The 26,351-nt window shown below is 53.4% G+C and carries 20 protein-coding genes; 12 read left to right on the top strand and 8 right to left on the bottom strand.

The genetic code is table 11. The features are described 5' to 3' along the window. Positions 1-76: 76 nt before the first annotated feature. Together AB7E14_RS03290 and AB7E14_RS03285 are read left to right on the top strand one after the other, a co-directional pair. Positions 77-835 carry a DeoR/GlpR family DNA-binding transcription regulator gene (locus tag AB7E14_RS03290; RefSeq protein ID WP_044328549.1) on the top strand — a complete coding sequence of 253 codons (759 nt, stop codon included), beginning with the start codon at positions 77-79 and terminating at the stop codon, positions 833-835. A 63-nt stretch (positions 836-898) separates the two neighbouring features. Beyond that, positions 899-1,171 carry a DUF3811 domain-containing protein gene (locus AB7E14_RS03285; RefSeq protein WP_042321003.1) on the top strand — a complete coding sequence of 91 codons (273 nt, stop codon included), beginning with the start codon at positions 899-901 and terminating at the stop codon, positions 1,169-1,171. Here AB7E14_RS03285 and rluF read toward each other — a convergent pair. Beyond that, positions 1,168-2,043 (bottom strand): 23S rRNA pseudouridine(2604) synthase RluF, encoded by an 876-nt coding sequence (gene rluF, locus AB7E14_RS03280; protein ID WP_316962658.1) that lies wholly within the window; start codon positions 2,041-2,043, stop codon positions 1,168-1,170. The two genes, AB7E14_RS03285 and rluF, sit on opposite strands and share 4 nt — an antisense overlap. Before the next feature lie 552 nt (positions 2,044-2,595). On the opposite strand from rluF, the gene AB7E14_RS03275 reads away from it, so the two are divergent. The 8 genes from AB7E14_RS03275 to AB7E14_RS03240 all read left to right on the top strand — a co-directional run bounded on the left by AB7E14_RS03275 (position 2,596) and on the right by AB7E14_RS03240 (position 9,315). After that, positions 2,596-3,543: a sugar-binding transcriptional regulator gene (locus AB7E14_RS03275; RefSeq protein ID WP_044268586.1), complete on the top strand. Its 948-nt coding sequence runs from the start codon at positions 2,596-2,598 to the stop codon at positions 3,541-3,543. A 70-nt stretch (positions 3,544-3,613) separates the two neighbouring features. Next, complete coding sequence (locus AB7E14_RS03270; RefSeq protein ID WP_044328435.1) at positions 3,614-4,420, top strand: SDR family oxidoreductase; 807 nt, start codon at positions 3,614-3,616, stop codon at positions 4,418-4,420. 9 nt (positions 4,421-4,429) lie between these two features. Continuing rightward, the gene (locus tag AB7E14_RS03265) at positions 4,430-4,837 is read left to right on the top strand and encodes a mannose/fructose/sorbose PTS transporter subunit IIA (RefSeq protein WP_054176735.1); all 408 of its coding nucleotides are present in this window, start codon (positions 4,430-4,432) and stop codon (positions 4,835-4,837) included. Next, the gene (locus AB7E14_RS03260) at positions 4,837-5,331 is read left to right on the top strand and encodes a mannose/fructose/sorbose PTS transporter subunit IIB (protein WP_042999004.1); all 495 of its coding nucleotides are present in this window, start codon (positions 4,837-4,839) and stop codon (positions 5,329-5,331) included. Before AB7E14_RS03265 ends, AB7E14_RS03260 begins: the two co-directional genes overlap by 1 nt. Before the next feature lie 262 nt (positions 5,332-5,593). Continuing rightward, on the top strand, positions 5,594-6,391 hold the full coding sequence (locus tag AB7E14_RS03255) for a PTS mannose/fructose/sorbose transporter subunit IIC (RefSeq protein WP_316962659.1): 798 nt from the start codon (positions 5,594-5,596) through the stop codon (positions 6,389-6,391). Positions 6,392-6,402: 11 nt separating this feature from the next. Next, positions 6,403-7,227, top strand: coding sequence for a PTS system mannose/fructose/sorbose family transporter subunit IID (locus tag AB7E14_RS03250; RefSeq protein WP_042999002.1), 825 nt, complete (start codon positions 6,403-6,405; stop codon positions 7,225-7,227). A gap of 53 nt (positions 7,228-7,280) precedes the next feature. Next, on the top strand, positions 7,281-8,501 hold the full coding sequence (gene sorE, locus AB7E14_RS03245; RefSeq protein WP_044253408.1) for an L-sorbose 1-phosphate reductase: 1,221 nt from the start codon (positions 7,281-7,283) through the stop codon (positions 8,499-8,501). 1 nt (position 8,502) lies between these two features. Next, the gene (locus AB7E14_RS03240) at positions 8,503-9,315 is read left to right on the top strand and encodes a shikimate 5-dehydrogenase (protein WP_316962660.1); all 813 of its coding nucleotides are present in this window, start codon (positions 8,503-8,505) and stop codon (positions 9,313-9,315) included. Between the two features lie 63 nt (positions 9,316-9,378). On the opposite strand, the gene AB7E14_RS03235 is transcribed toward AB7E14_RS03240, so the two are convergent. Further along, the gene (locus AB7E14_RS03235; RefSeq protein ID WP_316962661.1) at positions 9,379-12,069 is read right to left on the bottom strand and encodes an autotransporter outer membrane beta-barrel domain-containing protein; all 2,691 of its coding nucleotides are present in this window, start codon (positions 12,067-12,069) and stop codon (positions 9,379-9,381) included. A 272-nt stretch (positions 12,070-12,341) separates the two neighbouring features. Further along, positions 12,342-12,887, bottom strand: a complete 546-nt coding sequence (locus tag AB7E14_RS03230; RefSeq protein WP_044253412.1) for a hypothetical protein — start codon at positions 12,885-12,887, stop codon at positions 12,342-12,344. 812 nt (positions 12,888-13,699) lie between these two features. Here AB7E14_RS03230 and pepE point away from each other — a divergent pair. Next, entirely contained in the window at positions 13,700-14,389 is a 690-nt protein-coding gene (gene pepE, locus AB7E14_RS03225; RefSeq protein WP_044253414.1) for a dipeptidase PepE, read from the top strand. A 93-nt stretch (positions 14,390-14,482) separates the two neighbouring features. On the opposite strand, the gene AB7E14_RS03220 is transcribed toward pepE, so the two are convergent. Then, on the bottom strand, positions 14,483-16,114 hold the full coding sequence (locus AB7E14_RS03220; RefSeq protein ID WP_042998996.1) for a Na/Pi cotransporter family protein: 1,632 nt from the start codon (positions 16,112-16,114) through the stop codon (positions 14,483-14,485). Positions 16,115-16,377: 263 nt separating this feature from the next. After that, a complete protein-coding gene (gene metH / locus AB7E14_RS03215) occupies positions 16,378-20,061 on the bottom strand; it encodes a methionine synthase (RefSeq protein WP_054176740.1) in 3,684 nt (1,227 codons plus the stop codon). A 193-nt stretch (positions 20,062-20,254) separates the two neighbouring features. Between metH and iclR the strand changes: the two genes are divergently transcribed. Further along, positions 20,255-21,079 carry a glyoxylate bypass operon transcriptional repressor IclR gene (gene iclR / locus AB7E14_RS03210; RefSeq protein ID WP_042320966.1) on the top strand — a complete coding sequence of 275 codons (825 nt, stop codon included), beginning with the start codon at positions 20,255-20,257 and terminating at the stop codon, positions 21,077-21,079. 51 nt (positions 21,080-21,130) lie between these two features. On the opposite strand, the gene aceK is transcribed toward iclR, so the two are convergent. The 3 genes from aceK to aceB all read right to left on the bottom strand — a co-directional run bounded on the left by aceK (position 21,131) and on the right by aceB (position 26,069). Beyond that, positions 21,131-22,903 carry a bifunctional isocitrate dehydrogenase kinase/phosphatase gene (gene aceK, locus AB7E14_RS03205; protein WP_316962662.1) on the bottom strand — a complete coding sequence of 591 codons (1,773 nt, stop codon included), beginning with the start codon at positions 22,901-22,903 and terminating at the stop codon, positions 21,131-21,133. A gap of 102 nt (positions 22,904-23,005) precedes the next feature. Next, complete coding sequence (gene aceA, locus AB7E14_RS03200) at positions 23,006-24,310, bottom strand: isocitrate lyase (protein ID WP_316962670.1); 1,305 nt, start codon at positions 24,308-24,310, stop codon at positions 23,006-23,008. 157 nt (positions 24,311-24,467) lie between these two features. Continuing rightward, positions 24,468-26,069 carry a malate synthase A gene (aceB, locus tag AB7E14_RS03195; protein ID WP_316962663.1) on the bottom strand — a complete coding sequence of 534 codons (1,602 nt, stop codon included), beginning with the start codon at positions 26,067-26,069 and terminating at the stop codon, positions 24,468-24,470. Between the last annotated feature and the right edge of the window lie 282 nt (positions 26,070-26,351).

Below are 26,351 nucleotides of genomic sequence, written 5' to 3'. Positions count from 1 at the left end.
CTTCCGATCTTGGAGTGGTTGCGTTGCTCTGCGCATCCAGTTACCATGCGGCAAAGTTCGACCCTGGCGGAAAATAATGAACCCGATTAAAAGAAGAAAGCATATTCTTGATGAATTAAACAAGTTCGGTGAAGTGACCGTTATTAAATTATCAGAAACGCTGAACGTGACCTCGGAAACCATTCGCCGCGATCTCTCTTTGCTGGAGTCTGAAGGTCAAATCACCAAAATTCACGGTGGCGCGGTCAAAAAACAGGTTGTTCAGGAAGATGCATTTGGCGCGAGAATTGATGCCCATCGCGAAGAAAAAATGGCGATTGGCAAAGTGGCGGCGGGAATGGTCAGCGAGCGCGATACGCTATTTATTGATTCCTGTACCACGAATCTTATTCTTGCCGAACACTTACCCCCTCTCGCGTTTTCCGTTATTACCAATTCCGCCTTAATTGCCGATAAAATAAAAGAGCATAATCTCCAGGCGCGAGTCTATGTCTTAGGCGGTGAATACGATTACCATTTCCGCGCCAATCTGGGCGTCTCTGTGTGCCAGCAGATTAATGCGATTCACGCTGATATTTGCTTTATCGGTGCGGGTGGCATTTCGCCGCAGCATGGTGTACTCGTGAAGAGCTTTGACGAGGCATACGTTGCCAAAGCGATGATTGCGATGAGTAAAAAATCCGTGATTCTCGCTGACCATACTAAATTTGGTCAGGACGGCGTGATGTGTATCGCGACTCTCAAAGAGATCGATTACGTCATTACGGATAAGGGATTTAAAACAACGGGTTATACACAACAGGATTTCGCAGGAAAACTGCGTATTGCTGACTGAGCGCTATCCGCCCGAGGCGTATTGCCGTACACTGAAATCACCAGGCAGACAGAGGGCACCCGTATGGCACTCCCCCGCATTACCCAAAAAGAGATGACCGAGCGCGAACAGCGCGAACTGAAAACGCTGCTGGATCGTGCCCGTATCGCGCATGGTCGTCAATTGACCAACGCAGAGACCAACAGCGTGAAGAAAGAGTACATTGATAAGCTGATGGTCTTGCGCGAAGCCGAGGCAAAAAAAGCCCGCCAGTTGAAGAAAAAGCAGGCTTATAAACCGGATGCTGAAGCGTCATTTTCCTGGTCAGCGAACACGCCAACGCGCGGCAGACGTTAACGTCCTTTCTTCTTACGCCCCGGCGAGGTAAAGCGTTTGCCGTTTGCCGCCGGGCGCGCTTTCTCTTTGTTCGCCGTCTTTTCGATTTTCACCACCGGACGCTTGATTCCCGTGGTTTTCGGCTTCGCTTTCGCCTTCGGTTTCGCTTCTGAAGAAGAGTTTTCGATAAGCTTAAACAGCGTAATTAGCTCATCATCCGTCAGGTCACGCCATTCTCCCAGTGGCAGACCGGACAGGCCAACGTTCATGATGCGCGTGCGTTCAAGCTTCACCACTTCATAACCGAAATGTTCGCACATGCGGCGGATCTGACGGTTCAGCCCCTGGATCAGGGTAATGCGGAATACAAACGGCGCCTCTTTCTTCACCTTACATTTTTTTGTGACAGTACCCAGAATCGGCACGCCGGCACTCATCCCACGAATAAACTCATCCGTAACCGGTTTGTCGACCGTGACCAGATACTCTTTTTCATGATCGTTACCGGCACGCAGGATCTTATTCACAAGATCGCCGTGGTTGGTCAGGAAGATCAGTCCCTGGGAATCTTTATCCAGACGGCCAATCGGGAATATGCGCTTGCTGTGGTTAACGAAATCAACAATATTGTCACGCTCGCTGTCTTCGGTGGTGCTCACGATCCCCACCGGCTTGTTCAGCGCGATAAAGACCAGATCTTCCGCTTCACGCGGCTCAATCAACCGACCATTCACCTTCACGACGTCGCCAGGCATCACCTGGTCGCCAATGGTGGCGCGTTTGCCATTAATGAAGACATTCCCTTGCTCAATGAAGCGATCCGCTTCGCGGCGCGAGCAGATTCCGCTTTCACTGATGTATTTGTTGAGTCGTGTGGATGAGTCGGGCAGCATAATTTCTCCTTTGTACACTTCATCCTTCAGGCTGTCTCTGCGTTGGCTGCCAGATTACTCGTCTCATCCATGAGACTCGCCCTGACGGGCCGTCGCTTCGCAACGTTCAAATCTGTTCCTGACAGATTTGTCACTCACCCCAGTCACATCGTTATCTATGCTCCTGAGGATTCGCTCCCTTGCCGCCTTGATACATCCTGAATGCTTTGCGTAATAAATGCGGAATATACCTTACCTTGCTGGCGATAAAAAATAATCGTGCAAATTGGCCTCAGCGCTATTTGTGATCCGCCCCACCTTTCGACACAAAAGTGTCTCCGATCTTTACGTGCAATTTTGTTGAATGAAAATTAACAGAATCAAGAGATTAGGATTATGTGCACATCTGTGCCAACAACGAGCGCTCCGCACATCATATGTGCAACATTAATCGCCAGCTCATGACGCACAAAGAAGAGAAAATCGCTTTGAACTCCCCCTTTTATGAGGTTATATCAGATCAAGAGGGCAGATTGGTGATTTGCACAAATGTGCAGGAGTCTACAAATGGCGATGGAAAACAGTGATGATATCCGCCTGATCGTAAAAATAGCGCAGCTCTATTACGAACAGGATATGACACAAGCGCAGATCGCCCGTGAACTGGGGATTTATCGCACCACCATCAGCCGCCTGCTGAAACGCGGTCGTGAACAGGGCATCGTCACTATCGCCATCAACTACGATTACAACGAAAACCTGTGGCTGGAACAGCAGCTTAAACAACGATTCGGCCTCAAAGAAGCGGTGGTGATCACCTGCGACAACGAGCAGGAAGAGGAACAACTTGCCATGATGGGCGTGCACGGCGCGCAGTTGCTGGAACGTTTACTGGAACCCGGCGACATCATTGGTTTTTCCTGGGGACGCGCAGTACGCGCACTGGTCGAAGGGTTGTCGCCAGCCAGCCAGTCACGCCAGCTGATCTGCGTGCCGATTATCGGCGGGCCATCCGGGAAGCTCGAGAGCCGCTATCACGTCAATACGCTGACCTACGGCGCGGCGGCAAAGCTGAAAGGCGAATCACATCTGGCTGATTTTCCGGCACTGCTGGAAAATCCATTGATTCGCAACGGTATTATGCAGTCCCAGCACTTTAATTCGATTTCTGCCTACTGGGACAATCTGGATGTTGCGCTGGTAGGGATCGGTTCTCCGGCAATTCGCGACGGTGCAAACTGGCATGCCTTTTACGGCAGCGAAGAGAGTGACGACCTGCATGCCCGGCAGGTTGCCGGAGACATTTGCTCGCGCTTTTACGATATTAACGGCGTGACGGTGGAGACCACGATGAGCGAAAAAACGCTTTCCATCGAAACCAACAAATTAAAGCAAGCGCGTTATTCCATCGGCATCGCAATGGGTGAAGAAAAGCTTAGCGGCATTCTCGGCGCATTACGTGGAAACTATATTAATGCGCTGGTCACTAATAGCCATACCGCTGAATTATTGTTGAAGTAAATATACTCATCTTGATCCTGACGTAATTTATTTTATGCAGGGTCCCCTTCTCTGAATTTGGGAGTTAATTATGCAAACGTGGTTAAATCTACAGGATAAAGTCATTATTGTAACCGGCGGCGCATCCGGAATTGGCTTAGCCATTGTCGAAGAATTATTAGCACAAGGTGCAAATGTCCAGATGGCGGATATTCATGGCGGCGAAGCAAGGCATGAAGGTAATAACGACTACCACTTCTGGCCGACGGATATTTCCAGCGCCAAAGAGGTTAATCACACCGTGGATGAAATCATCCAGCGCTTTGGTCGTATTGATGGTCTGGTTAATAACGCTGGCGTTAACTTTCCCCGCCTGTTGGTCGATGAAAAAGCGCCTGCAGGAAAGTATGAATTAAACGAAGCCGCGTTTGAAAAAATGGTCAATATCAACCAGAAAGGCGTGTTTTTAATGTCACAGTCAGTGGCGCGCCAGATGGTGAAACAGCGTAACGGCGTTATCGTCAACGTCTCTTCGGAAAGCGGGCTGGAAGGGTCAGAAGGCCAGAGCTGCTATGCCGCAACGAAGGCGGCGCTGAATAGCTTCACCCGTTCCTGGTCAAAAGAGCTGGGCAAACACGGCATTCGCGTGGTCGGCATTGCTCCCGGGATTCTGGAAAAAACGGGACTGCGCACGCCAGAATATGAAGAAGCGCTGGCCTGGACCCGCAATATCACCGTTGATCAGCTGCGTGAAGGCTATAGCAAGAACGCGATTCCGATTGGCCGTTCGGGACGCCTGAGCGAAGTTGCTGATTTCGTTTGTTATCTTCTGTCTGAACGTGCCAGCTACATTACCGGAGTAACCACTAACATTGCGGGCGGAAAAACGCGCGGCTAAGGAGGCGTTATGGTCCATGCAATCTTCTGTGCTCACGGCAAACTAGCCTGCGCCATGCTGGAATCGGTGCACATGGTCTACGGTGACGCCAACGTTGAGGCGGTCGCCTTTGTCCCCGGCGAGAACGCCAGCGACATCGTCACAAAGCTGGAAAAGTTAGTGAGTGCTCACACTGATAGCGAATGGCTGATTGCCGTAGACCTGCAGTGCGGCAGTCCGTGGAACGCCGCGGCAACGCTGGCGATGCGCAATCCGGCCATCCGGGTGATCAGCGGCCTTTCCCTGCCGCTGGCGCTGGAACTGGTAGATAACCAGAGCAGTATGAATGTGGATGAATTGTGCGAACACCTGACGACCATTGCACAACAAACCTGCGTGGTCTGGCAGCATCTGGAAACGACCGAAGAGGATTTCTGATGAATATTACCCTTGCCCGTATTGATGACCGCTTGATCCACGGTCAGGTCACCACCGTCTGGTCGAAGGTGGCGAATGCCCAGCGGATTATTATCTGTAATGACGACGTTTATAATGATGAAGTGCGCCGGACATTATTACGCCAGGCCGCCCCACCGGGAATGAAGGTCAACGTGGTGAATATCGAAAAAGCCGTCGCGGTTTATCATAATCCACAGTATCAGGACGAGACTGTATTTTATTTATTTACCCGCCCACAGGATGCGCTGGCGATGGTCAAACAGGGCGTAAAAATTGCCACCTTAAATATTGGCGGCATGGCCTGGCGACCGGGTAAAAAACAATTAACCAAAGCCGTATCCTTAGATGACGATGATATTAATGCGTTTCGCGAACTGGATAAATTTGGCGTCACCCTGGATTTACGTGTGGTCGCCTCCGATCCCTCCATTAATATTCTCGAAAAAATAAAAGAACAGTCGTTCGCGGAATAAATAAAAGCGCCTGTATTTATTACACAGTCATTCTGGAAGCATCACGGCGGCAAATGAGTGAATCCACAGGAACATAAATAACGATGTGACTGGGGGTGAGTCACAAATCTGTCGGGAACAGATTTGAACGTTGCGAAGCGACGGCCCGTCAGGGCGAGTCTCATGGATGAGACGAGTAATTCAGCCAACAAAGACGCAGCCTGAAGGACGACGTGTAAATGCTTTAACAGGCAGGGATGTTCACATTTTAAGGTGACCCATTATGGAAATCAGTACCCTACAAATTATCGCCATATTTATATTTTCCTGTATTGCCGGAATGGGCAGCGTGCTGGATGAATTTCAGACCCACCGCCCGCTCATTGCCTGTACGGTTATCGGCCTGATCCTCGGTGATTTAAAAACCGGGGTGATGCTCGGCGGAACGCTGGAGCTGATCGCGCTTGGCTGGATGAACGTTGGTGCCGCGCAATCTCCGGACTCCGCGCTCGCCAGTATTATCTCCGCCATTCTGGTTATCGTCGGGCAACAGAGCATCGCGACCGGTATCGCCATCGCACTGCCGGTCGCGGCGGCAGGCCAGGTCCTGACCGTCTTCGCCCGGACTATCACCGTAGTGTTCCAGCATGCGGCGGATAAGGCCGCAGAAGATGCGCGTTTTCGCACCATCGACATCCTCCATGTCTCTGCGCTGGGCGTCCAGGCGTTACGCGTCGCCATTCCGGCGTTAATTGTCTCGTTGTTTGTCAGTGCAGATATGGTCAGCAATATGCTCAACGCCATCCCGGAATTCGTCACTCGCGGCCTGCAGATTGCCGGTGGCTTTATCGTGGTGGTCGGTTACGCCATGGTGCTGCGCATGATGGGCGTGAAGTACCTGATGCCCTTCTTCTTCCTCGGTTTTATCGCCGGTGGTTACCTCGACCTGAGTCTGCTGGCCTTTGGCGGCGTCGGCGCGATTATTGCGCTGGTCTATATCCAGTTGAACCCACAGTGGCGTAAGGCCGAACCGCAGACGCAGACCTCCTACTCCACCGCTCTTGACCAGCTTGATGACTAACGGAGCCCATCATGGAACAGAAAAAACTGACCAAATCTGACCTGTTTAGCATGTTTGTTCGCTCCAACCTGCAGCAGGCGTCTTTCAACTTTGAACGTATTCATGGGCTGGGTTTTTGCTACGACATGATCCCCGCCATCAAGCGCCTGTACCCGCTGAAAGAAGATCAGGTGGCGGCACTCAAGCGTCATCTGGTGTTCTTCAACACCACGCCCGCGGTGTGCGGCCCGGTGATTGGCGTGACCGCCGCGATGGAAGAGGCGCGAGCGAACGGGGCAGAAATCGATGATGGCGCGATCAACGGCATCAAAGTCGGTTTGATGGGGCCGTTGGCGGGCGTTGGCGACCCGTTAGTCTGGGGCACGTTGCGACCGATCACCGCCGCGCTCGGCGCGTCGCTGGCGTTGTCCGGCAACGTGCTCGGACCGCTGCTGTTCTTCTTTATTTTCAACGCAGTCCGTCTGGCAATGAAATGGTACGGCCTGCAAATTGGCTTCAATAAAGGGGTCAACATCGTCAGTGACATGGGCGGCAACCTGCTGCAAAAACTGACCGAAGGCGCATCGATTCTCGGCCTGTTTGTGATGGGGGTGCTGGTCACCAAGTGGACCAGCATCAACGTGCCACTGGTGGTATCGCAAACCCCCGGCGCGGACGGCGGCACCGTCACGATGACCGTGCAGAACATCCTCGATCAGCTCTGCCCCGGCCTGCTGGCGCTGGGCCTGACGATGCTGATGGTTCGTTTGCTCAACAAGAAAATTAACCCGGTATGGCTGATCTTCGCCCTGTTTGGTCTGGGGATTATGGGTAACGCACTGGGCTTCCTGTCCTGATTTTTTCGCCCCGGTGGTCAGCCGGGGCTATCGCTCAACATGAGGTGGAATATATGTTAACAACAGCTCTGCGCCTTTATGGCAAACGCGACCTGCGCCTGGAAACGTTCGAACTTCCAGAGATGCAGGACGATGAAATTCTGGCTACCGTGGTCACCGACAGCCTGTGCCTCTCCTCCTGGAAAGAGGCTAATCAGGGTGAGGATCATAAAAAGGTGCCGGACGATGTAGCGACCCACCCGATCATCATTGGCCACGAGTTCTGCGGCGATATTATCGCCGTGGGGAAAAAGTGGCAGCACAAGTTCCAGCCCGGCCAGCGCTATGTGATTCAGGCGAACCTGCAACTGGCGGATCGCCCGGATTGCCCCGGTTACTCCTTCCCGTGGGTAGGCGGCGAAGCCACACACGTCGTGATCCCCAATGTCGTGATGGAACAGGACTGCCTGCTGGCTTACGAAGGCGAAACGTACTTTGAAGGATCGCTGGTCGAGCCGCTCTCCTGCGTGATCGGCGCATTCAACGCCAACTATCACCTGCAGGAAGGCACCTATAACCACAACATGGGGATTCGTCCACAGGGTCGCACGCTGATCCTCGGCGGGACGGGGCCAATGGGGCTGCTGGCGATCGACTATGCGCTGCATGGCCCGATCAACCCGGCGTTACTGGTGGTGACCGATACTAACCACGACAAGCTGAGCTATGCCCGTAAACACTATCCTTCTGAACCGCAAACGTTGATCCACTACCTGCACGCACAGGATGCCGCTTACGACACGCTGATGGCGCTGACCGGCGGCCACGGTTTTGATGATATTTTTGTCTTCGTGCCGAACGAACAATTGGTCACCCTGGCCTCTTCCCTGCTCGCTCCCGATGGTTGTATGAACTTCTTTGCCGGCCCGCAGGACAAGCAGTTCAGCGCCCCAATCAACTTCTACGATGTGCATTACGCCTTCACTCACTACGTGGGCACCTCGGGTGGGAACACTGACGATATGCGCACGGCGGTTAAACTGATTGAAGAGAAGAAAGTGCAGGCCGCCAAAGTGGTCACGCACATTCTTGGGCTGAATGCCGCAGGAGAAACCACGCTGGAGCTGCCGAAAGTGGGCGGCGGTAAAAAGCTGGTCTATACCGGGAAAGCGTTACCGCTAACCGCTCTCAGCCAGATTGACGATCCCGCGCTGTGCGCTATTCTGGAACGCCATCACGGGATTTGGTCTAAGGAAGCCGAACAGTATTTACTGTCGCACGCCGAGGAGATTTAACATGATTAACCGCGACACCCAGTTGTGCATGTCGCTTGCCGGTCGGCCCGGCAACTTTGGTACCCGCTTTCACAACTATCTGTATGAAAAGCTGGGTTTAAATTTCATCTACAAGGCGTTTACCACCCAGGATATTGAAGCGGCGGTGATAGGGGTTCGCGCGTTAGGCATTCGTGGCTGCGCGGTATCGATGCCGTTTAAAGAGAGTTGTATGCCGTTTCTCGACGCGGTCGATCCATCGGCAAAAGTCATTGATTCCGTCAATACCATCGTCAATGACGGCGGCAGACTGACGGGCTACAACACCGATTATATTGCGGTAAAAAGCCTGATTGCCAGCCACCTGCTCGACACCGCTACGCGGGTGATGATTCGCGGCAGCGGCGGGATGGGCAAAGCGGTGATTGCCGCCTTTCGCGACGCCGGTTTTCGCGATGTGATCGTCGCCGCTCGTAACCGGGACAGCGGTCCGGCGTTGGCGAAACAGTATGGCTTTCAGTGGCAGCCGCTGCCGGAAGGCATTGCCTGCGACATTCTGGTCAATGTCACGCCCGTCGGCATGGCCGGAGGTAAAGAGAGCGAAGAGCTGGCGTACAGCGAAGCCATGGTCGCCAGCGCCAGCGTAGTGTTCGATGTCGTTGCCCTGCCGCCGGATACCCCGGTGATCAAACTGGCGCAGAAGCTGGGTAAAAAGACCATCAGCGGCGCAGAAGTAATTGCGTTGCAGGCCTTTGAGCAGTTCGCAATGTACACCGGCGTACGCCCGGATGACGCGCTGATTAGTGAAGCCGCTGAATTTGCCCGGGCGGGGTAACATGTGCAAATAACCCTCCTCTGATGACGCTGAGGAGGGTTATTAAACGCGTAATCACAACGTTCAGAAACTGTAGCGGATACCCAGTTGACCACTATAAGGCGTCTCGATATGTTGGCCTTTTTCGTAGCTGACTTCTCCCCATGCGGACCACCGATCGTTTAGCTTCGCGGTCATCCCCAGGCCATATTTGCCGCTTGTCCCCGACAGGTCATTTTTGAACTTCTCAGTGTGGTTAATGACGACGTCGTTGTTCTTCATAAACTCATGACGAACGGCCACTCTCGCATACGGCTGTAACAGTGTCCCATCTACCAGCGTCACATTCTTACCGAAGGTTAACCCGGTTTCCCCTTTTAACGATCGCGCAGCATCCGCTTTAACCGACATGCCACTGTCGAGTTTGTAGTGGGTCTGGTCGCCAATAAACCATGATGCCTGGAGATAGGGTTCAACAAACCACGTCTCAAGCGCAATATGCTTACCGATCTCGACTGAAGCCCCGCCGCCAACGGTATTATCTTTCGCATGGGTGCGTCCGCCGTTGAAGTAGGGGTTGTTCTCCGTACGGAAATAGTTGGCTTTCAACACACCATCGATGTAATAACCGCTGTTGTGTAACCAGGACGCGTACAGTCCAATGCCGTAACTGTCCGCTTTGCCATTGGTACTGGATGAGTCGAGATCCGCACGCGTATAGGAAGCCATACTGCCCATAATCAGTGCGCTATTTTCTAAATCAAAACGCTTATCGCCACCGAGCATCACACCGTTCACATCCTGACGGTAAGCCACGTGCTCTGTGGAAACGCGGTAGCGGCTACTGATGTATTTGCCCCATGCGCCCTCTTCGTAGTCACGCATCTGACGAATTTCACCGAGACGGGTTCGCAGCGTTGACAACTCAGCGTCCCACAAAGTGGGGGTCACATTCGCCATGGCAATAACCGCTTTCGCGCTTTCTGATAAATCCGGCTTAACTCCCGGTTCAGGATTCGGTTCAGGCGAAGGTCCCGGACCCGGCTCAGGATCCGGGCCTGGCTCAGGTTCTGGCGTATTCGCCTGCGGTGACAAATACCAGTTATCCTTATCGCTATCGGCGCCATGCACCAGATAGTATTTGTACGCACCAAGATCGACGCTGCCGTTGGTCATCGCAAAGGTGTCTGCCCCGCTCCCATTCGCATAAATTAAGTGATAAGGAGTAGCCGCACGACTGCGTAACTCACTTCCGGAATCATGCACCGTGACCTTAAATTGCCCCGTCACGGCATCGGAAACGTTCAGAAAATCCCCAATCCCGCCGGACAGATTGGTGTTCATAACGAAAGTCCCGGTCCCCTCCAGCGTGGTGAGTTCAAGACGGTTAAATTGCCCCGCGTTGCGTCCCTCTGGCGCACTAAAATTGACCACACCATTATGCGTTAAGGCTTTAATCGTCGTGACGGACTCCGCAGTATCCGCGTTGTGTTTTAAGTACAGAACGGAAGAAGGGCCTTGTAAGTCCACCGACGCGGCCCAGGCGCCCTTACCCAGATTCCCCGTCCAGTCGTGTACACTTCCCCCTTCCATAGTCAGTGAACCGTCTTCTACCGTCAGTGTCCCCGTTGAATAGCCTCCATAGGCAATCAGGCTGCTCCCGCCATTGCGAAGCGTTGTGTTAGAGATATGCCCCAGCGCAAGCACTTCCTGACGGCCGCCATCGATAACCGTATTACTGGCTTCACCGTACCAGGCAAGTTGCTGAAGGCCGCCCGCATGAACGGTCGTATTTGTCGCGTTAGCGCGAATGCCACCGGTCCATCCAGATTGCTCCACCCAGCTTCCCCCAACCCAGCCACCTTTCTGACCATTGACAAGTTGAGTGCCATAGACCTGTGTGCCATCGGCATTGCCGGTTTGAATACGTTGCAAACCACCGGCATGGATGGTGGCGTCCTTCGCCTGCTGCCCATTGACACGAACGTTGGAATTACTGTCGGAAACCCAGTCTCCATCACTCCATTGACCGTCTACGCCAGTAATCACCTGCGTGCCATAGACCTGCGCACTTTCTGAAATACCCGAGGTTATCGTTTGTCGCGCACCGGCATAAACGGTGGTATTGCGGTCCGCAACGAACTCTTCGCCTTTACCGCTAAACACCTGCTGGAAGGCGCCGTTATACAGGTACGTATCCAAAGCCAGACCGCTGGCAAGCTGATAGCTGTTGGCGCCGATGTGCGAGTTTTTCGCGGTCCCGTTATAAATGATTTGCTGGCCGCCATTTTGCACAATGGTATCTTCAGCCAACGCCGTACTGGTGACTGAGAGCACCTGAATACCGCCATCGATGAGATTCGCCTGAGCATAAGCACGGCCTCCAACAGTCTGTCGACCACCGGCTTTCACCACGGTGTCATACGCCTGTGAATCACCATTCATCGTCAGGGCACCGTTATTCTCAACCAGCGTATGGAAGGCTTTCCCGTCGCCATTAAGTTGCAATACACCTGTTTCAATATTCCCTTTACTATTGGTGTATTCCCCTTTCACCGTGGTATTCACGGCTTCAGAACCGGCGGCATCGTATATACCGTCACCGATATTAAGCTGCACAGAATTCAACGTATTGTTATAACTATACGACTCATTTAATAACGTCACGACCTGTTTAGAAAAAGCAGGATTGATCAGCGTAATTTCCTGGTTAGCAATATATTTTTTATCTTTGATGGAAAAAGTGGAATAGCCTTTCTCCCAGGTTTCTTTCACCCAATCCCAGTGATTCGTATAATCCGAATTCGATAATAAGTCGTCCGGCATCGTGGTAGTTTGCACGGGTGGATAAGGTGTGGGAAGCATTTCCGCCGCAGTCAGTGGGTACGCGGTTAAACATAACGCGGGGAAAAAAGCATGGTAAAAAACGCGTTTCATATCTACATCCATAGTTAATAAGATCCCTATTAAACGGGCAGTTCTATCTTGCTTATAAATATTCCACTGGACGCTCAGGCATCAGAAATATTCATACTGGAGAATGATTATTAATTCGAAATAAGGAGATGTTCGAGTTTTCGTACTTTAAATTTCCGCGCGACTGTAGTCTTCCATCCCTGTAAGGTGGAATACGCGCGGCAGTGTTTCTCTTGTAAATAGCCCATACTTCCCCCTTCAAGATAATGCCGCAGAAGTAAAACGTCTCTTGAAGAGAGTAAACAGGCAGGCCCCGGGAAGGACCAGACGATCTGCCGCCCGGTCGCGACAGTATCCAGACCGCGAATAACATCATGAACAGAGCAACGCGATTCGAAGATTGCGCTGACGGCGTGACATTTCAGGTGCCAGAAAAAAGCCAGCGGCATGAGTCGTTGGGTTGAAATAATAATCAACTGATAACCACTCTTGCTCAATTGAGAGAACGATCGAAAAAAAAGCTTTAAGGTATAACTATTAAGATTAATAAACAGATAGTCTGGGCCGGAATGAGAATTAGTCACTTTTCTGGCCAGCGCAGAGATACCCGTGGAAAAATAAACATCATTTTCAGGCCAACTGGCAATATGGCTCTTCTTTACATATTCCTTTGTCATACAGATGATGCTCCCTATATCCTGGACAGCCTGATTTTTATTTTCAGGGGGTATTTATTATCCGGCGAGGTTATTTATTCTGACGATGTCCGGCACACCCACTCTGCTGCTGTCGGTATAATATTGATTCAAACAGAATAGTACATGAGCAATATTGATTGTCAAACCTGATCGATAAAACAAAATCAATAGTTAAAGGCTATCACTTGAAAGGTATCGATCGTTGTAATCGATCTTTTTTTCGGAATTTACCTTACTGTTTGTAAGTAAAACAAAAAGATACATAAATTTTAATTTTTGGTAAAAATCCTATATTTCAGTGAGTTACAATAATTTTTCTATTCGAATTGAAATGTTTAGTTACATAATAATGAAAATAGCGACACTGTTGTTGATCAGAGGACAGACGTCAATGCTTCAGCATGGGCCAGAAACCTCATAGTGCTTATCGCAATACGCTTAAGCCTGTTCGGGATAAATCCAGGGCAATGCCGCAATGTTGCTGTTTTAAATTAGTAACCGTCAAAATTTAAAAATCCCCTTCTCACTTTTCATAAAGAGTGAATAAACATCTCAACTACGATAAATTCAATCACGCCTGGTTTATTGTATTATCAAGGCGTTACATGTTCATACTGGCAGAGTGAGAAATATCTTCACTCGCTTTAATACGCACATCGTGCATTTTTCATCATTGAGTCAGTGGTCCTTTCTACACCCCCTTCCAACATCGTGAGCCATGTCAGTAAGGCGCTACACTGTCAGTGATAGCATGACCGCGTTTTGTCATTTACTGATTACAGGGAGAAAGGATGGAACTGCTTTTATTGAGTAACTCGACACTGCCGGGTAAAGGCTGGATGGAGCATGCGCTGCCGCTGATTGCGGAGCAACTGGAGGGGCGCCGTTCGGCAGTATTTATCCCCTTTGCAGGCGTCACACAAACCTGGGATGAATACACAGAAAAAACGGCTGCAATCTTCGCCCCGATGGGCGTCAAGGTGGTGGGTATTCACACCGTGACTGATCCGGTGGCGGCCATTGAAAATGCGGAAGTGGTGATTGTCGGCGGCGGTAATACTTTTCAGTTACTGAAAGAGAGCCGCGAGCGCGGGTTGCTGGCACCGATTGTTGACGTGGTTAAACGCGGTGCGCTGTACATTGGCTGGAGTGCGGGTGCCAACCTCGCCTGCAAGACCATCCGCACCACCAACGACATGCCGATTGTTGATCCGCAAGGTTTTGATGCGCTGGGCCTGTTCCCGTTGCAGATTAACCCGCATTTCACTAACGCGCTGCCGGAAGGACACAAAGGCGAAACGCGTGAACAGCGTATTCGCGAGCTGCTGGTTGTCGCGCCTGAACTGACGGTGATCGGTCTGCCGGAAGGCAACTGGATTAAAGTGAGTAAGGGTCAGGCGGTGCTTGGCGGTCCGAACACCACCTACGTGTTCGAAGCCGGTAAAGACGCCGTTGCCGTTGAGGCAGGTCACTGCTTTTAACCGACGTTGTCGGATGGCAGCGTAAATGCTTTATCCGGCCTGCAATGAGCGCAATTTGTAGGCCGGATAAGCGCTATCCGGCATTACCGCCTGTTAGTAATCATCCCGCTCGTCATCTTCGTCCGGCTGTTCCAGCACGCTGTAAGCCACGGAACAGAACAACGAGTTCAGACGTTGCATATCCCCCAATAATCCCAGGTGCAGGGAGCTGGTCTCGATACTTTGTACGTTCTGCTGATGCAGACGATCAACGTGCGCATGCGAGTAACGGCGATTCAGTATGCGGAAACGATGCTTGCTACGGCGCAACCGCCGGGCACTGGTCACGTCGCCGGAGAAGAAGACCGACATCGCCAGTTGCAGGTTGCTGAGCAACTGGTCGTACAGCGCATCCAGCTCTTTTAACCCCTCAATAGAAAACGCCCGCCGCGCCGCCAGCGATTTATCAGCAATCTCGCTCCCCATGCGCTCCACAATATCCGACGCCTGTTCAAGGTTAAGCGACATCTCGATGATCTCCGCCCAGCGGCGCGACTCCTCTTCCGCCAGTTCCTCTTTCGGCATCCGCGCCAGATAGAGTTTGATGGCAGTGTAGAGCACGTTGATGTCATCCGCGATTTTGCGCAGCTCCTTCTCTTCGCGCGGCTCGCCATGCATCACCTTCTTCAGCCCTTCCATCATCTGCTCCATCGCATCGCCGATGCGCAGCGCCTCACGGGCGGCATTGGCGAGCGCAAGGGTCGGCGTATCCAGCGCGCTAACGTCCAAATGCTTTGGCTTGAGATGCGCATCCAGCTCAGGCTCGTCGCGGATGATGCGCTTACAAAAGCGCGCCATCGGCTCGGCAAAAGGAATCATTGCCAGGCAGCGGACCAGGTTGTAGAAAACATGGAAATAGATCACCAGCTCGGATTTCGCCAGCGGCAATTCATCCATCAGATTCGCCAGCGGATGGACAAATGGCAGAATAATCAGGCTGCCCACCAGCTTAAATAACAGACTGCCAAGCGCCACGCGACGAGCCGCGGCATTGGCCGCGCTGTTGTTGAGCATCGCCAGCAGGCCGGAACCGAGGTTGGCGCCAATCACCAGACACAGCGCCACCGGGAAGGAGATGATCCCCGCCGCTGTCAGGGTGGCCGTTAACAGTACCGCCGCCAGGCTGGAATAACTGATGATCGCGAACATCGCGCCAATGAGCGCATCCAGCATGATATCGCCGGTCAGCGAGGCAAAAATGACCTGTACGCCGTTGGCCTGCGTTATAGGGGTGACGGCCTGGACAATCAGTTCCAGCGCCAGCAGGATCAGGCCAAGGCCGATCCCCACGCGCCCCAGTTGTCCGGCGCGTGACTGCTTACGGCCGAGGAAGAAGATCACGCCGATAAAAATCAGCAGCGGCGAGAGCCACGATAAATCGAAGGTGAGGATACGCGCCATCAGCGCGGTCCCTACGTCTGCACCAAGCACAATCACCAGCGCAGGCGTCAGTGCGACCAGATCCTGAGCAACAAACGAGGTTACCAGCATGGTGGTGGCATTACTGCTCTGCACCAGCGCAGTGACGCCAATTCCCGCGCAGAAGGCGAGCGGTTTCTTTTCGACGCTACGGCTAAGCACGGTTCGCAGGCGAGCGCCGAACACACGCATCACGCCAGTACGCACAATATGGGTACCCCAGACCAGCAGGGCGACAGCAGAAAGCAGGTGGAGCAGGGTTAGCACGGAATCAGGTACTCCTTATCATTTACACTTTATCCTTCAAGCTGCCTCTTTGTTGGCTGCGCCTGCTCACTCCAGTCACTTACTTCAGTAAGCTCCTGGAGATTCCCAGGCTTGCCGCCTCGACGCAACTTGAATGATTGCGTGTAAAAATATAACCAGAGAGGTCATCGCCTTCTTCCAGTATAAGGGTTTAAACGCAAGAAAGAGACAGGGTGCCCGACAAGCACCCTGTTAGTTGTAAGGAAAGATGACAGTTTCGTGAATCAGTCGGCGTCATAGCCCAGGTTAGGGGCCAGCCAGCGCTCAACGTCAGAAACACTCATCCCTTTACGGAACGCGTAGTCTTCCACCTGATCGCGCTGAATCTGTGCAACCGCGTAATACTTGCTGTCCGGATGGCTGAAGTACCAGCCGGAAACCGATGCGCCAGGCCACATGGCGAAGGATTCTGTAAGCTTCATGCCGGTGTGCTTTTCCACTTCCAGCAACTGCCAGATGGTGCCTTTCTCGGTATGCTCCGGACAGGCCGGGTACCCCGGCGCCGGACGAATCCCCTGGTAGTTTTCGCGAATCAGCTCTTCATTGCTGAGATTTTCGTTCGGCGCATATCCCCAGTAGACCTTACGCACGCGCTCATGCAGGTATTCCGCGAAGGCTTCCGCCAGACGGTCAGCAAGCGCTTTCACCATGATCTTGTTGTAATCATCGTGCTGCGCTTCAAACGCATCCGCCAGCGCGTCCTCCTCCAGACCACCGGTCACCGCAAAAGCACCGATGTAGTCCGCTTTGCCGGTCAGCTTCGGCGCCACGAAGTCAGACAGACAGTAGTTAGCAAAGCCCACTTTTTCAGTCTGTTGACGCAGATGATGGCTGACCGTCAGCACGTGCGTTCGCGTTTCGTCACGATAGATTTCGATGTCATCACCCACGCGGTTTGCCGGGAACAGCCCTACCACACCGCGCGGATTCAGCGCCTTCTCTGCGCTCAATTTATCCAGCATGTCGTTGGCATCTTTAAACAGGCGCTTCGCCTCTTCACCTACCACTTCATCTTCCAGAATGCGCGGATACTTCCCGGCCAGCGACCAGGTCATAAAGAACGGCGTCCAGTCGATGTAGTTACGCAGCGTTTCTATGCTGGCTTCGACCTCCTGCACACCCAGACGGTGCGCCACTGGCGGGGTATAGCTTTCCCAGTCAAACGCCAGATCGTTATCCCGCGCGGCGGCGAGCGTCACCGGCGGCGTGCGCGGTTTCTTACGCCCATGCTGGATGCGCACGGTTTCATACTCTTTACGGGTACGGGCGACAAAGTCATCGCGCTGGGTATCAGAAAGCAACGCGGCGACCACGCCGACGGTGCGCGAAGCGTTCTGCACATACACCGTAGGGCCGCTGTAGTTCTGCTCGATTTTCACCGCCGTGTGCGCTTTCGAGGTCGTCGCGCCGCCAATCAGCAGCGGTATGGTGAAGCCCTGACGCTCCATCTCTTTCGCCACGTTGACCATTTCGTCCAGCGACGGGGTAATCAGCCCGGAAAGGCCTATCAGATCCGCATTCACCTCTTTGGCGGTTCGGAGAATTTTCTCCGCCGGCACCATCACGCCAAGATCGACAATTTCGTAGTTGTTACATTGCAGGACCACGCCAACGATGTTTTTGCCGATATCGTGGACATCGCCCTTCACGGTGGCGATGACCATTTTGCCATTGCTGGAGCCTTTCTCTTTACTGGCTTCGATAAACGGTTCGAGATACGCCACCGCCTGTTTCATTACGCGGGCGGATTTCACTACCTGCGGCAGGAACATTTTTCCTTCGCCGAACAGGTCGCCGACGACGTTCATCCCGTCCATCAGCGGCCCTTCAATCACCTCAATCGGGCGGGCCGCCTGCTGACGCGCCTCTTCGGTGTCCTGCTCGATAAACTCGGTGATGCCTTTAACCAGCGAGTATTCGAGGCGCTTTTTCACTTCCCAGGTGCGCCACTCCGCCAGTTGTGCGTTGGCCGCCTCATCACTCTTGCTACCGCGATATCTCTCCGCCAACTCCAGCAATCGTTCGGTGCCGTCATCACGCCGGTTGAGGATCACATCCTCCACCGCATCGCGCAGCTCGGCAGGGAGATCGTCGTAAATCGCCAGTTGCCCGGCGTTGACAATCCCCATGTCCATACCGTTACGAATGGCATAGTAGAGGAACACCGCGTGAATGGCTTCACGCACCGGATCGTTACCACGGAACGAGAACGATACGTTGGACACGCCGCCGGAGATCAACGCATGCGGCAGCTCGCGTTTGATGTCTTCACAGGCACCGATAAAGTCCTGCGCGTAGTTATTGTGCTCATCAATACCGGTCGCCACCGCGAAAATATTCGGGTCGAAAATGATGTCTTCCGGCGGGAAGCCCACCTCCTCGGTGAGGATCCTGTACGCCCGGCGGCAAATCTCGATTTTACGCGCACGCGTATCCGCCTGGCCCTGCTCATCAAAGGCCATCACCACCACCGCCGCACCGTAGCGGCGCAGCAGCTTCGCATGATGGATAAAGGTTTCAACCCCCTCTTTCATTGAGATGGAGTTAACGATGCCTTTCCCCTGGATGCACTTCAGCCCTTTCTCAATGACGTCCCATTTTGAGGAGTCAATCATGATCGGCACACGAGCAATGTCAGGCTCACCGGCGATCAGGTTGAGAAAGCGCACCATCGCCGCTTCGGCGTCGAGCATCCCCTCATCCATGTTGATATCAATAATCTGTGCGCCGCTTTCTACCTGCTGACGGGCAACGTCCAGCGCTTCGCTGTATTTTTCTTCTTTGATCAGGCGCTTAAATTTGGCGGAGCCGGTAACGTTGGTACGCTCACCGACGTTTACAAACAGGCTGTCGTCGCCAATATTCAGCGGTTCGAGACCGGATAAGCGGCAGGCCACCGGGATCTCCGGCAACGGGCGCGGTGCCAGTCCCTCGACCGCCCTGCTCATTGCCGCGATGTGTTCCGGTGTGGTGCCGCAGCAGCCGCCAACGATATTCAGGAAGCCCGCTTCGGCCCATTCGCGGATCTGTTTTGCCATCGTATCGGCATCGAGATCGTATTCACCGAAAGCGTTGGGCAGCCCGGCGTTCGGATGTGCAGTCACGTAACATTCAGCAATGCGAGACAGTTCCTGCACATACTGACGCAGTTCATCCGGCCCCAGCGCGCAGTTGAGGCCGAAAGTGAGAGGTTCAGCATGGCGCAGGGAGTTGTAAAACGCCTCTGTCGTTTGCCCGGAAAGGGTACGTCCAGAAGCATCGGTGATGGTGCCGGAAATCATGATCGGCAGGTCGATGCCCAGCGCTTCCAGCTCTTCTTTCACCGCAAAAATCGCCGCTTTCGCGTTCAGCGTATCAAAGACGGTTTCGATCAAAATCAGGTCACTGCCACCTTCCACCAGCGCTTTGGTGGATTCGCGGTAAGCAGCCACCAGTTGATCAAAGGTGATATTACGAAATGCCGGGTCATTCACATCCGGCGAGATCGATGCGGTCCGGTTGGTTGGGCCGAGAACGCCCGCAACATAGCGCGGTTTTTCCGGGGTACGGGCAGTCCACTCATCGGCACAGGCACGCGCCAGTTTCGCGGCGGCAAAGTTGATCTCCGCCGACAGGGATTCCATTTGGTAATCCGCCATCGCGATGGGGGTGGAGTTAAACGTGTTGGTTTCAATGATGTCCGCGCCCGCGTCAAAGTACGCGTTATGAATCGCGGCGATCACCTCTGGCTTACTCAGCACCAGCAGGTCATTGTTGCCTTTCAGGTCGCACGGCCAGTCGGCAAAGCGTTCACCACGGAAATCCTCTTCACTCAGACGATAGCTCTGGATCATCGTGCCCATGCCGCCGTCCAGCACCAGAATACGTTCATTTAACTGCGCACGCAGTTGTTCAACTTTGCTGCTCACACTTGCTCCCGACAACGCTTAACCAGACCGAAAAAGTCAACAAAACATAGTGGCATAAACAGGGCTGACGGAAAAGCCAACAACGGGCAACATGAGACATGTTCAGCTTCACTCATCCGATCAGTACAAGACTTCTTGCATTATAATTGAATAAAACGAAAATGATTTCCACGATACAGAAAAGGAATGCGCTATGGTTGCACCCGTTCCCGCCAAACGCGGCAGAAAACCCGCCGCGACGACCGCACCCGCTGCCGGACAGGTTCAGTCGCTGACCCGTGGCCTGAAACTACTGGAATGGATCGCGGAATCCAACGGCAGCGTGGCATTGACCGAGCTGGCACAGCAGGCTGGCCTGCCGAACTCCACGACTCATCGCTTACTGACCACTATGCAGCAGCAGGGCTTTGTGCGTCAGGTGGGTGACCTTGGACACTGGGCGATAGGGGCGCATGCGTTTATCGTCGGCAGCAGCTTTTTACAGAGCCGCAATTTGCTGGCGATCGTCCACCCTATTCTGCGCAAACTGATGGAAGATTCCGGCGAAACGGTGAATCTGGCGGTGCTGGATCAAAGTGATCATCAGGCAATTATCATTGACCAGGTACAGTGTACCCAACTGATGCGTATGTCCGCGCCGATTGGCGGTAAGCTGCCGATGCACGCCTCTGGCGCAGGCAAAGCGTTTTTAGCACAACTGAGCGAAGAACAGGTGACCCAGTTGCTGCACCGCAAAGGGCTGCATGCATACACCCACGCGACGCTGGTCTCCCCGGTTCATCTGAAGGACGACCTCGCCCAGACCCGCAAGCGCGGTTATTCCTTTGATGATGAGGAACATGCGCTCGGTCTGCGTTGTGTCGCGTCGTGCATTTATGACGAACACCGCGAGCCGTTCGCAGCAATCTCTATCTCTGGCCCGATTTCGCGCATCACGGACGACCGCGTGACCGAGTTTGGCGCGATGGTGATCAAGGCGGCGAAAGAGGTGACGCTGGCATACGGCGGGATTCGTTAAACAAAATCCCCCTCAGGAACATTTTCGGCAAGCCTGATAAGCGTCGTGCCATCAGGCAGGTCGGCGCACATTGCCGGATGGCGGCGCAAGCGCCCGGTCGGTTTCATAACGCACGCTGAATCGCTGGCGACGGCGATATGCGTAAACATCTTCAACATGCCCTTCCCGAATGCGCGTCTGTAATGCGCGCCAGTAATCGGCACGAAACAGATCGGCGTGCATCTCCTCAAACAGCGGTCCGATGCGTGGGTCGGCGCATAACCAGTGGCGAAACTCCTCAGGAAACACATCGCCAGGGGATACGCTATACCAGGGCTCGGCACTCATCTCATCTTCCGGGTAGCGTGGCGGCGGGATGTCCCGGAAATTCACTTCCGTCATGTAGCAGATTTCATCGTAATCGTAGAAAACCACGCGACCATGACGGGTGACGCCAAAGTTTTTGAACAGCATGTCGCCGGGGAAAATATTGGCGGCGGCAAGCTGGCGAATCGCGTTGCCGTATTCCTCAATCGCATCCCGCAGTTGCTGACCTTCGACCTGCTCAAGCCAGATATTGAGCGGCACCATCCGCCGCTCAATATAGAGATGACGGATGACAATCTGCTCACCAAGATCGGTTATCTTTTCCGGCACTTCCTCAAGTAACAGCGCCATCAATGCCGGATCGATCTGACGTTTATCCAGCACGAAATTTTCGAACTCCTGGGTATCTGCCATGCGTCCCACGCGATCGTGCTCTTTCACCAGTTGATAGCAGGCGCGAACGTGGGCGGCAGACATCTCTTTTTGCGGCGCGAACTTATCTTTAATGATTTTAAAAACCCGGTCGAACCCCGGCAGCGTAAAGACCAGCATCACCATGCCACGTATGCCCGGCGCTTCAATGAACTGCTCATCGCAGCTGCGCAGATACAACAAATACTCGCGATAGCTCTCGGTCTTCGCATGTTTCTGACAGCCAATCGCCATGTATAACTCAGCGGTGGTTTTTCCTGGCAGGATCTCGCGCAACCATTCCACCAGCGCGGCGGGCAGCGGCGCGTACACCATAAAATAGGAACGAGCGAAACCGAACACGATACTGGCTTCTGCCGTGGTGGTCAGGCAGGTATCCACAAACAGTTCACCTTCCTCGGTGCGATGAATCGGCAGCAAAAAGGGCAACGTGGCGGATGGCGTGATGAGTTTGCCGACCAGCCATGCGGCTTTATTGCGATAAAACAGCTCGTTAGCCACCTGTAGATGGCACTGCTGCAACGTCTCCTCACCAAAGGTTTCACGCAGATGTGCAATGATATAGCGAATATCGCGCCCTTTGTTCTGCCAGGGCAGGCGCAACGGCAGATCGCTGAGAATGCGGGTGAGCAGCGGTTCCCAACCGCTATCCGGGAAGAAATCTTTTGCCAGCGGACGCGGGATCGTCCGGAAACGACGTTCCGGCTGGGAGCTAAAAATAAAGAGCCGCTCGGGAGTGAGCGAGCGGTGGTCAAATAACCGACAATATACGGAGTTAAAAAAGCTCTCCGCAATCTCGAAGCGCGGGTAATCCGGCAGGAGCCCGGTGTAATGCTCTTTTACACGCAGCAAAAATGCGGCGTCGGTACTTTTGCCGCCAGTGATGCAGCGCAGTTGTTCCACCACCAGACCCACGTGGTGATCGTAGAGGTGAATACGGCTTTTCATCGCCTGCTGCACGGCATGCCAGTCAGCCTGTTCAAAGCGCTGTTGCGCGCCGGAGGTCACTTCCAGAAATCGACCATACTGGGCGTCGAAACCTTGCAAAATCGTCTGAGCAATCAGTAACTCCAGGCCACGCGTCATCGCTTCTCCTCATCCGGCACAACGTCATGCCGGATAGCGCGTCTGCTTATCCGGCCTACATCCCTTCGTAGGCCCGGTAAGCGCAGCGCCACCGGGCATTAATCAAAACTGCGATTCTTCGGTCGAGCCGGTCAGCGCGGTCACCGAGGAAGTGCCGCCCTGAATGATGGTGGTGACTTTATCAAAGTAGCCTGTACCCACTTCCTGCTGATGGGACACGAAGGTGTAACCGTCTTTAGCCGCCGCAAATTCCGGCTGCTGAACCTTCTCAACATAGTGGCGCATGCCTTCACCCTGCGCGTAGGAGTGCGCAAGGTCGAACATGTTGAACCACATGCTGTGAATACCTGCCAGGGTAATGAACTGGTATTTGTACCCCATATCTGACAACTGCTGCTGGAAGCTGGCGATGGTCTTATCGTCCAGATTCTTCTGCCAGTTGAACGACGGCGAACAGTTATAGGCCAGCAGTTTACCTGGGAATTTCGCATGAATCGCATCGGCAAAACGCTTCGCCAGTTCCAGATCCGGCGTCGAGGTTTCACACCACACCAGATCGGCATATGGGGCGTAGGCCAGGCCACGGCTGATCGCCTGCTCAATGCCGGCATGCGTACGGAAGAATCCTTCACTGGTGCGCTCGCCGGTAATAAATTCGCTGTCGTATGGGTCACAGTCGGAGGTGATCAGATCCGCCGCATCCGCATCGGTACGCGCAATCACCAGCGTCGGGACGCCCATAACGTCTGCCGCCAGACGCGCAGCCACCAGTTTCTGAATCGCTTCCTGAGTTGGCACCAGCACTTTGCCGCCCATATGACCACATTTCTTCACCGAGGCCAGTTGATCTTCGAAGTGAACAGCCGCTGCACCGGCCTCAATCATCGACTTCATCAGCTCAAACGCATTCAGTACGCCGCCAAACCCGGCTTCCGCATCGGCGACGATTGGCAGGAAGTAATCCACATAGCGCGGATCGTTGGGCTCAATACCGCTGGACCACTGGATCTGATCCGCACGGCGAAAGGTGTTGTTGATCCGATCCACCACTGCCGGAACAGAGTTTGCCGGGTAGAGTGATTGATCCGGGTACATACTGGACGCCAGGTTGGCATCCGCCGCGACCTGCCACCCCGACAGATACACTGCTTCGATACCCGCTTTCGCCTGCTGTAACGCCTGACCACCGGTCAGCGCGCCAAGGCTGTTGATGTAACCTTTTTTCGATTCGCCGTGCAGCAGACGCCACATTTTGGCTGCGCCCAGCTGCGCCAGCGTGCATTCCGGGTTAACCGAGCCGCGTAATTTCACCACTTCCTCCGCGCTGTACGGGCGACGGATGCCTTTCCAGCGCGGTTGTGTCCATTCTTTCTGTAACGCTTCGATCTGTTGGGTACGGGTTTTCATGTGCAGATGCTCCATATTATTCTCCTGGCTTCCCAGGCGTTATTGGTGAAGGCAGTTTGGTCACGGGAAGCCGCGCAAAAACCGGAGCGTACTTATCGTACGTGAGGATTTTGAGCACGGCCCGGGGCCAAAATGGCGAACAAAATAGCCTGGGCATTTACGCCAGCAGGCGGTAGCCTGGCAATGTCAGGAAATCGATTAATTCGTCAGAAGTGGTGATTTGCTCCATCAGGCGCGCGGCATCATCAAAACGGCCGCTGCTGTAACGGTGTTTACCCAGTTCGTCCTGGATGACCCGCATCTCTTCAGCCAACATCTGGCGGAACAGCGCCTTAGTGACCGGTTTGCCGTTGCTCAGGGTTTTCTCGTGATGGATCCATTGCCAGATTGACGTACGGGAGATTTCCGCTGTCGCCGCATCTTCCATCAGGCCATAAATCGGCACGCAGCCGTTGCCGGAGATCCACGCTTCGATGTACTGCACCGCAACGCGAATATTGGCGCGCATCCCCTCTTCCGTACGCTCGCCTTCACAGGGTGCCAGCAATTGTTCTGCGGTAATCGGCGCGTCTTCATCACGGGTCACAAACAGCTGGTTTTTGTTCTCGCCGAGCACCTCGTTAAAGACTGCCATCGCGGTATCCGCCAGTCCCGGATGCGCAATCCACGTGCCGTCGTGGCCGTTATTGGCTTCCAGCGCTTTATCCGCTTTCACCTTGCTGAGTACCTGATTATTGCGTTCAGCGTCTTTGCTCGGGATGAATGCCGCCATACCGCCCATCGCGAAGGCACCACGTTTGTGACAGGTTTTAATCAGCAGACGCGAATAGGCGCTAAGGAAAGGCTTATCCATCGTCACCACCTGGCGGTCCGGCAGAACGCGATCCGGATGATTCTTCAGCGTTTTGATATAGCTGAAGATGTAATCCCAGCGACCACAGTTCAGCCCGACAATATGGTCACGCAGCGCGTGCAGGATCTCGTCCATCTGGAACACGGCCGGCAGGGTTTCAATCAGCAACGTGGCTTTAATCGTACCGCGCGACAGATTGAAACGATCTTCGGTATAGCTGAAGACTTCGCTCCACCAGGCTGCTTCCTGCCAGGCCTGCGTTTTCGGCAGGTAAAAATAGGGACCGCTGCCTTTGGCCAGCAACGCTTTGTAGTTATGGAAGAAATAGAGGGCAAAATCGAACAGACTGCCGGGGATCGCTTCACCGCGCCAGGTCACATGTTTTTCCGGCAGGTGCAGACCACGAACACGGCAAATCAGTAATGCCGGATTGGGCTTCAACTGATAGATTTTGCCAGCTTCATTGGTGTAGCTGATGGTGCCGTTTACCGCGTCACGCAGGTTGATATGCCCGTCGATCACTTTGCTCCATTCCGGTGCCAGCGAATCTTCGAAATCGGCCATAAAAACCTTCACATTCGCGTTCAACGCATTGATGACCATCTTGCGTTCAACCGGTCCGGTGATTTCGACCCGACGATCCTGTAAATCCTCCGGAATGCCGCGAATCTTCCAGTCTCCGTTTCTAATGGAAATAGTTTCCGAAATAAAATCAGGCAATATACCGTTGTCGATATCCCGCTGCTGCTGAATACGAGCCGCGAGCAGCTTATTGCGCTTCGTCGTAAAGCGCGCCACCAGTTCAGTGAGAAATTCGACCGCTTCATCGGTCAGGATCTGCTTCTCTGGCTCACCATGGGGCCTGGTAAAGATCAATTCATCGGTAGTCGTTGCCTGTTGATTCATTCTGTAACTCCTCGTCATTGATAACAAAGCATTCCCAATGCGAACGAAGGATCGTTGTGCGCTTTTCGTTCAGCACAACTAAGACTACTCATTTAAATTTCAAAATCAAAAACAATTTCCATTTTTAATTTAATTATCAATTAACCTATTGATAACAATATAAATAAAATTTAATTACACCGTGAGGTGCGTTTCGGAAATAAAAAAGGCACCCGAAGGTGCCTGATTCAATATGCTGAAACGCTTAAGGATCGTCTGCTACAGAAGATTAATCCAGCGTTG

Source organism: Citrobacter sp., from assembly GCF_050252275.1.
GTDB lineage: Bacteria > Pseudomonadota > Gammaproteobacteria > Enterobacterales > Enterobacteriaceae > Citrobacter_A > Citrobacter_A amalonaticus.
Note: the sequence above shows the minus strand (reverse complement) of the source record. Positions and strands in the feature narration are given on the sequence as shown.

Excerpts from the sequence above, each read along its gene's own strand:
- iclR (WP_042320966.1), top strand. The coding sequence starts at position 20,255 with ATGGTTGCACCCGTTCCCGCCAAACGCGGCAGAAAACCCGCCGCGACG.
- AB7E14_RS03290 (WP_044328549.1), top strand. The coding sequence starts at position 77 with ATGAACCCGATTAAAAGAAGAAAGCATATTCTTGATGAATTAAACAAG.
- AB7E14_RS03275 (WP_044268586.1), top strand. The coding sequence starts at position 2,596 with ATGGAAAACAGTGATGATATCCGCCTGATCGTAAAAATAGCGCAGCTC.
- AB7E14_RS03285 (WP_042321003.1), top strand. The coding sequence starts at position 899 with ATGGCACTCCCCCGCATTACCCAAAAAGAGATGACCGAGCGCGAACAG.
- aceB (WP_316962663.1), bottom strand. The coding sequence starts at position 26,069 with ATGAATCAACAGGCAACGACTACCGATGAATTGATCTTTACCAGGCCC.
- pepE (WP_044253414.1), top strand. The coding sequence starts at position 13,700 with ATGGAACTGCTTTTATTGAGTAACTCGACACTGCCGGGTAAAGGCTGG.
- sorE (WP_044253408.1), top strand. The coding sequence starts at position 7,281 with ATGTTAACAACAGCTCTGCGCCTTTATGGCAAACGCGACCTGCGCCTG.
- rluF (WP_316962658.1), bottom strand. The coding sequence starts at position 2,043 with ATGCTGCCCGACTCATCCACACGACTCAACAAATACATCAGTGAAAGC.
- AB7E14_RS03255 (WP_316962659.1), top strand. The coding sequence starts at position 5,594 with ATGGAAATCAGTACCCTACAAATTATCGCCATATTTATATTTTCCTGT.
- AB7E14_RS03230 (WP_044253412.1), bottom strand. The coding sequence starts at position 12,887 with ATGACAAAGGAATATGTAAAGAAGAGCCATATTGCCAGTTGGCCTGAA.
- AB7E14_RS03265 (WP_054176735.1), top strand. The coding sequence starts at position 4,430 with ATGGTCCATGCAATCTTCTGTGCTCACGGCAAACTAGCCTGCGCCATG.
- aceK (WP_316962662.1), bottom strand. The coding sequence starts at position 22,903 with ATGACGCGTGGCCTGGAGTTACTGATTGCTCAGACGATTTTGCAAGGT.
- AB7E14_RS03270 (WP_044328435.1), top strand. The coding sequence starts at position 3,614 with ATGCAAACGTGGTTAAATCTACAGGATAAAGTCATTATTGTAACCGGC.
- AB7E14_RS03260 (WP_042999004.1), top strand. The coding sequence starts at position 4,837 with ATGAATATTACCCTTGCCCGTATTGATGACCGCTTGATCCACGGTCAG.
- aceA (WP_316962670.1), bottom strand. The coding sequence starts at position 24,310 with ATGAAAACCCGTACCCAACAGATCGAAGCGTTACAGAAAGAATGGACA.
- AB7E14_RS03250 (WP_042999002.1), top strand. The coding sequence starts at position 6,403 with ATGGAACAGAAAAAACTGACCAAATCTGACCTGTTTAGCATGTTTGTT.
- AB7E14_RS03240 (WP_316962660.1), top strand. The coding sequence starts at position 8,503 with ATGATTAACCGCGACACCCAGTTGTGCATGTCGCTTGCCGGTCGGCCC.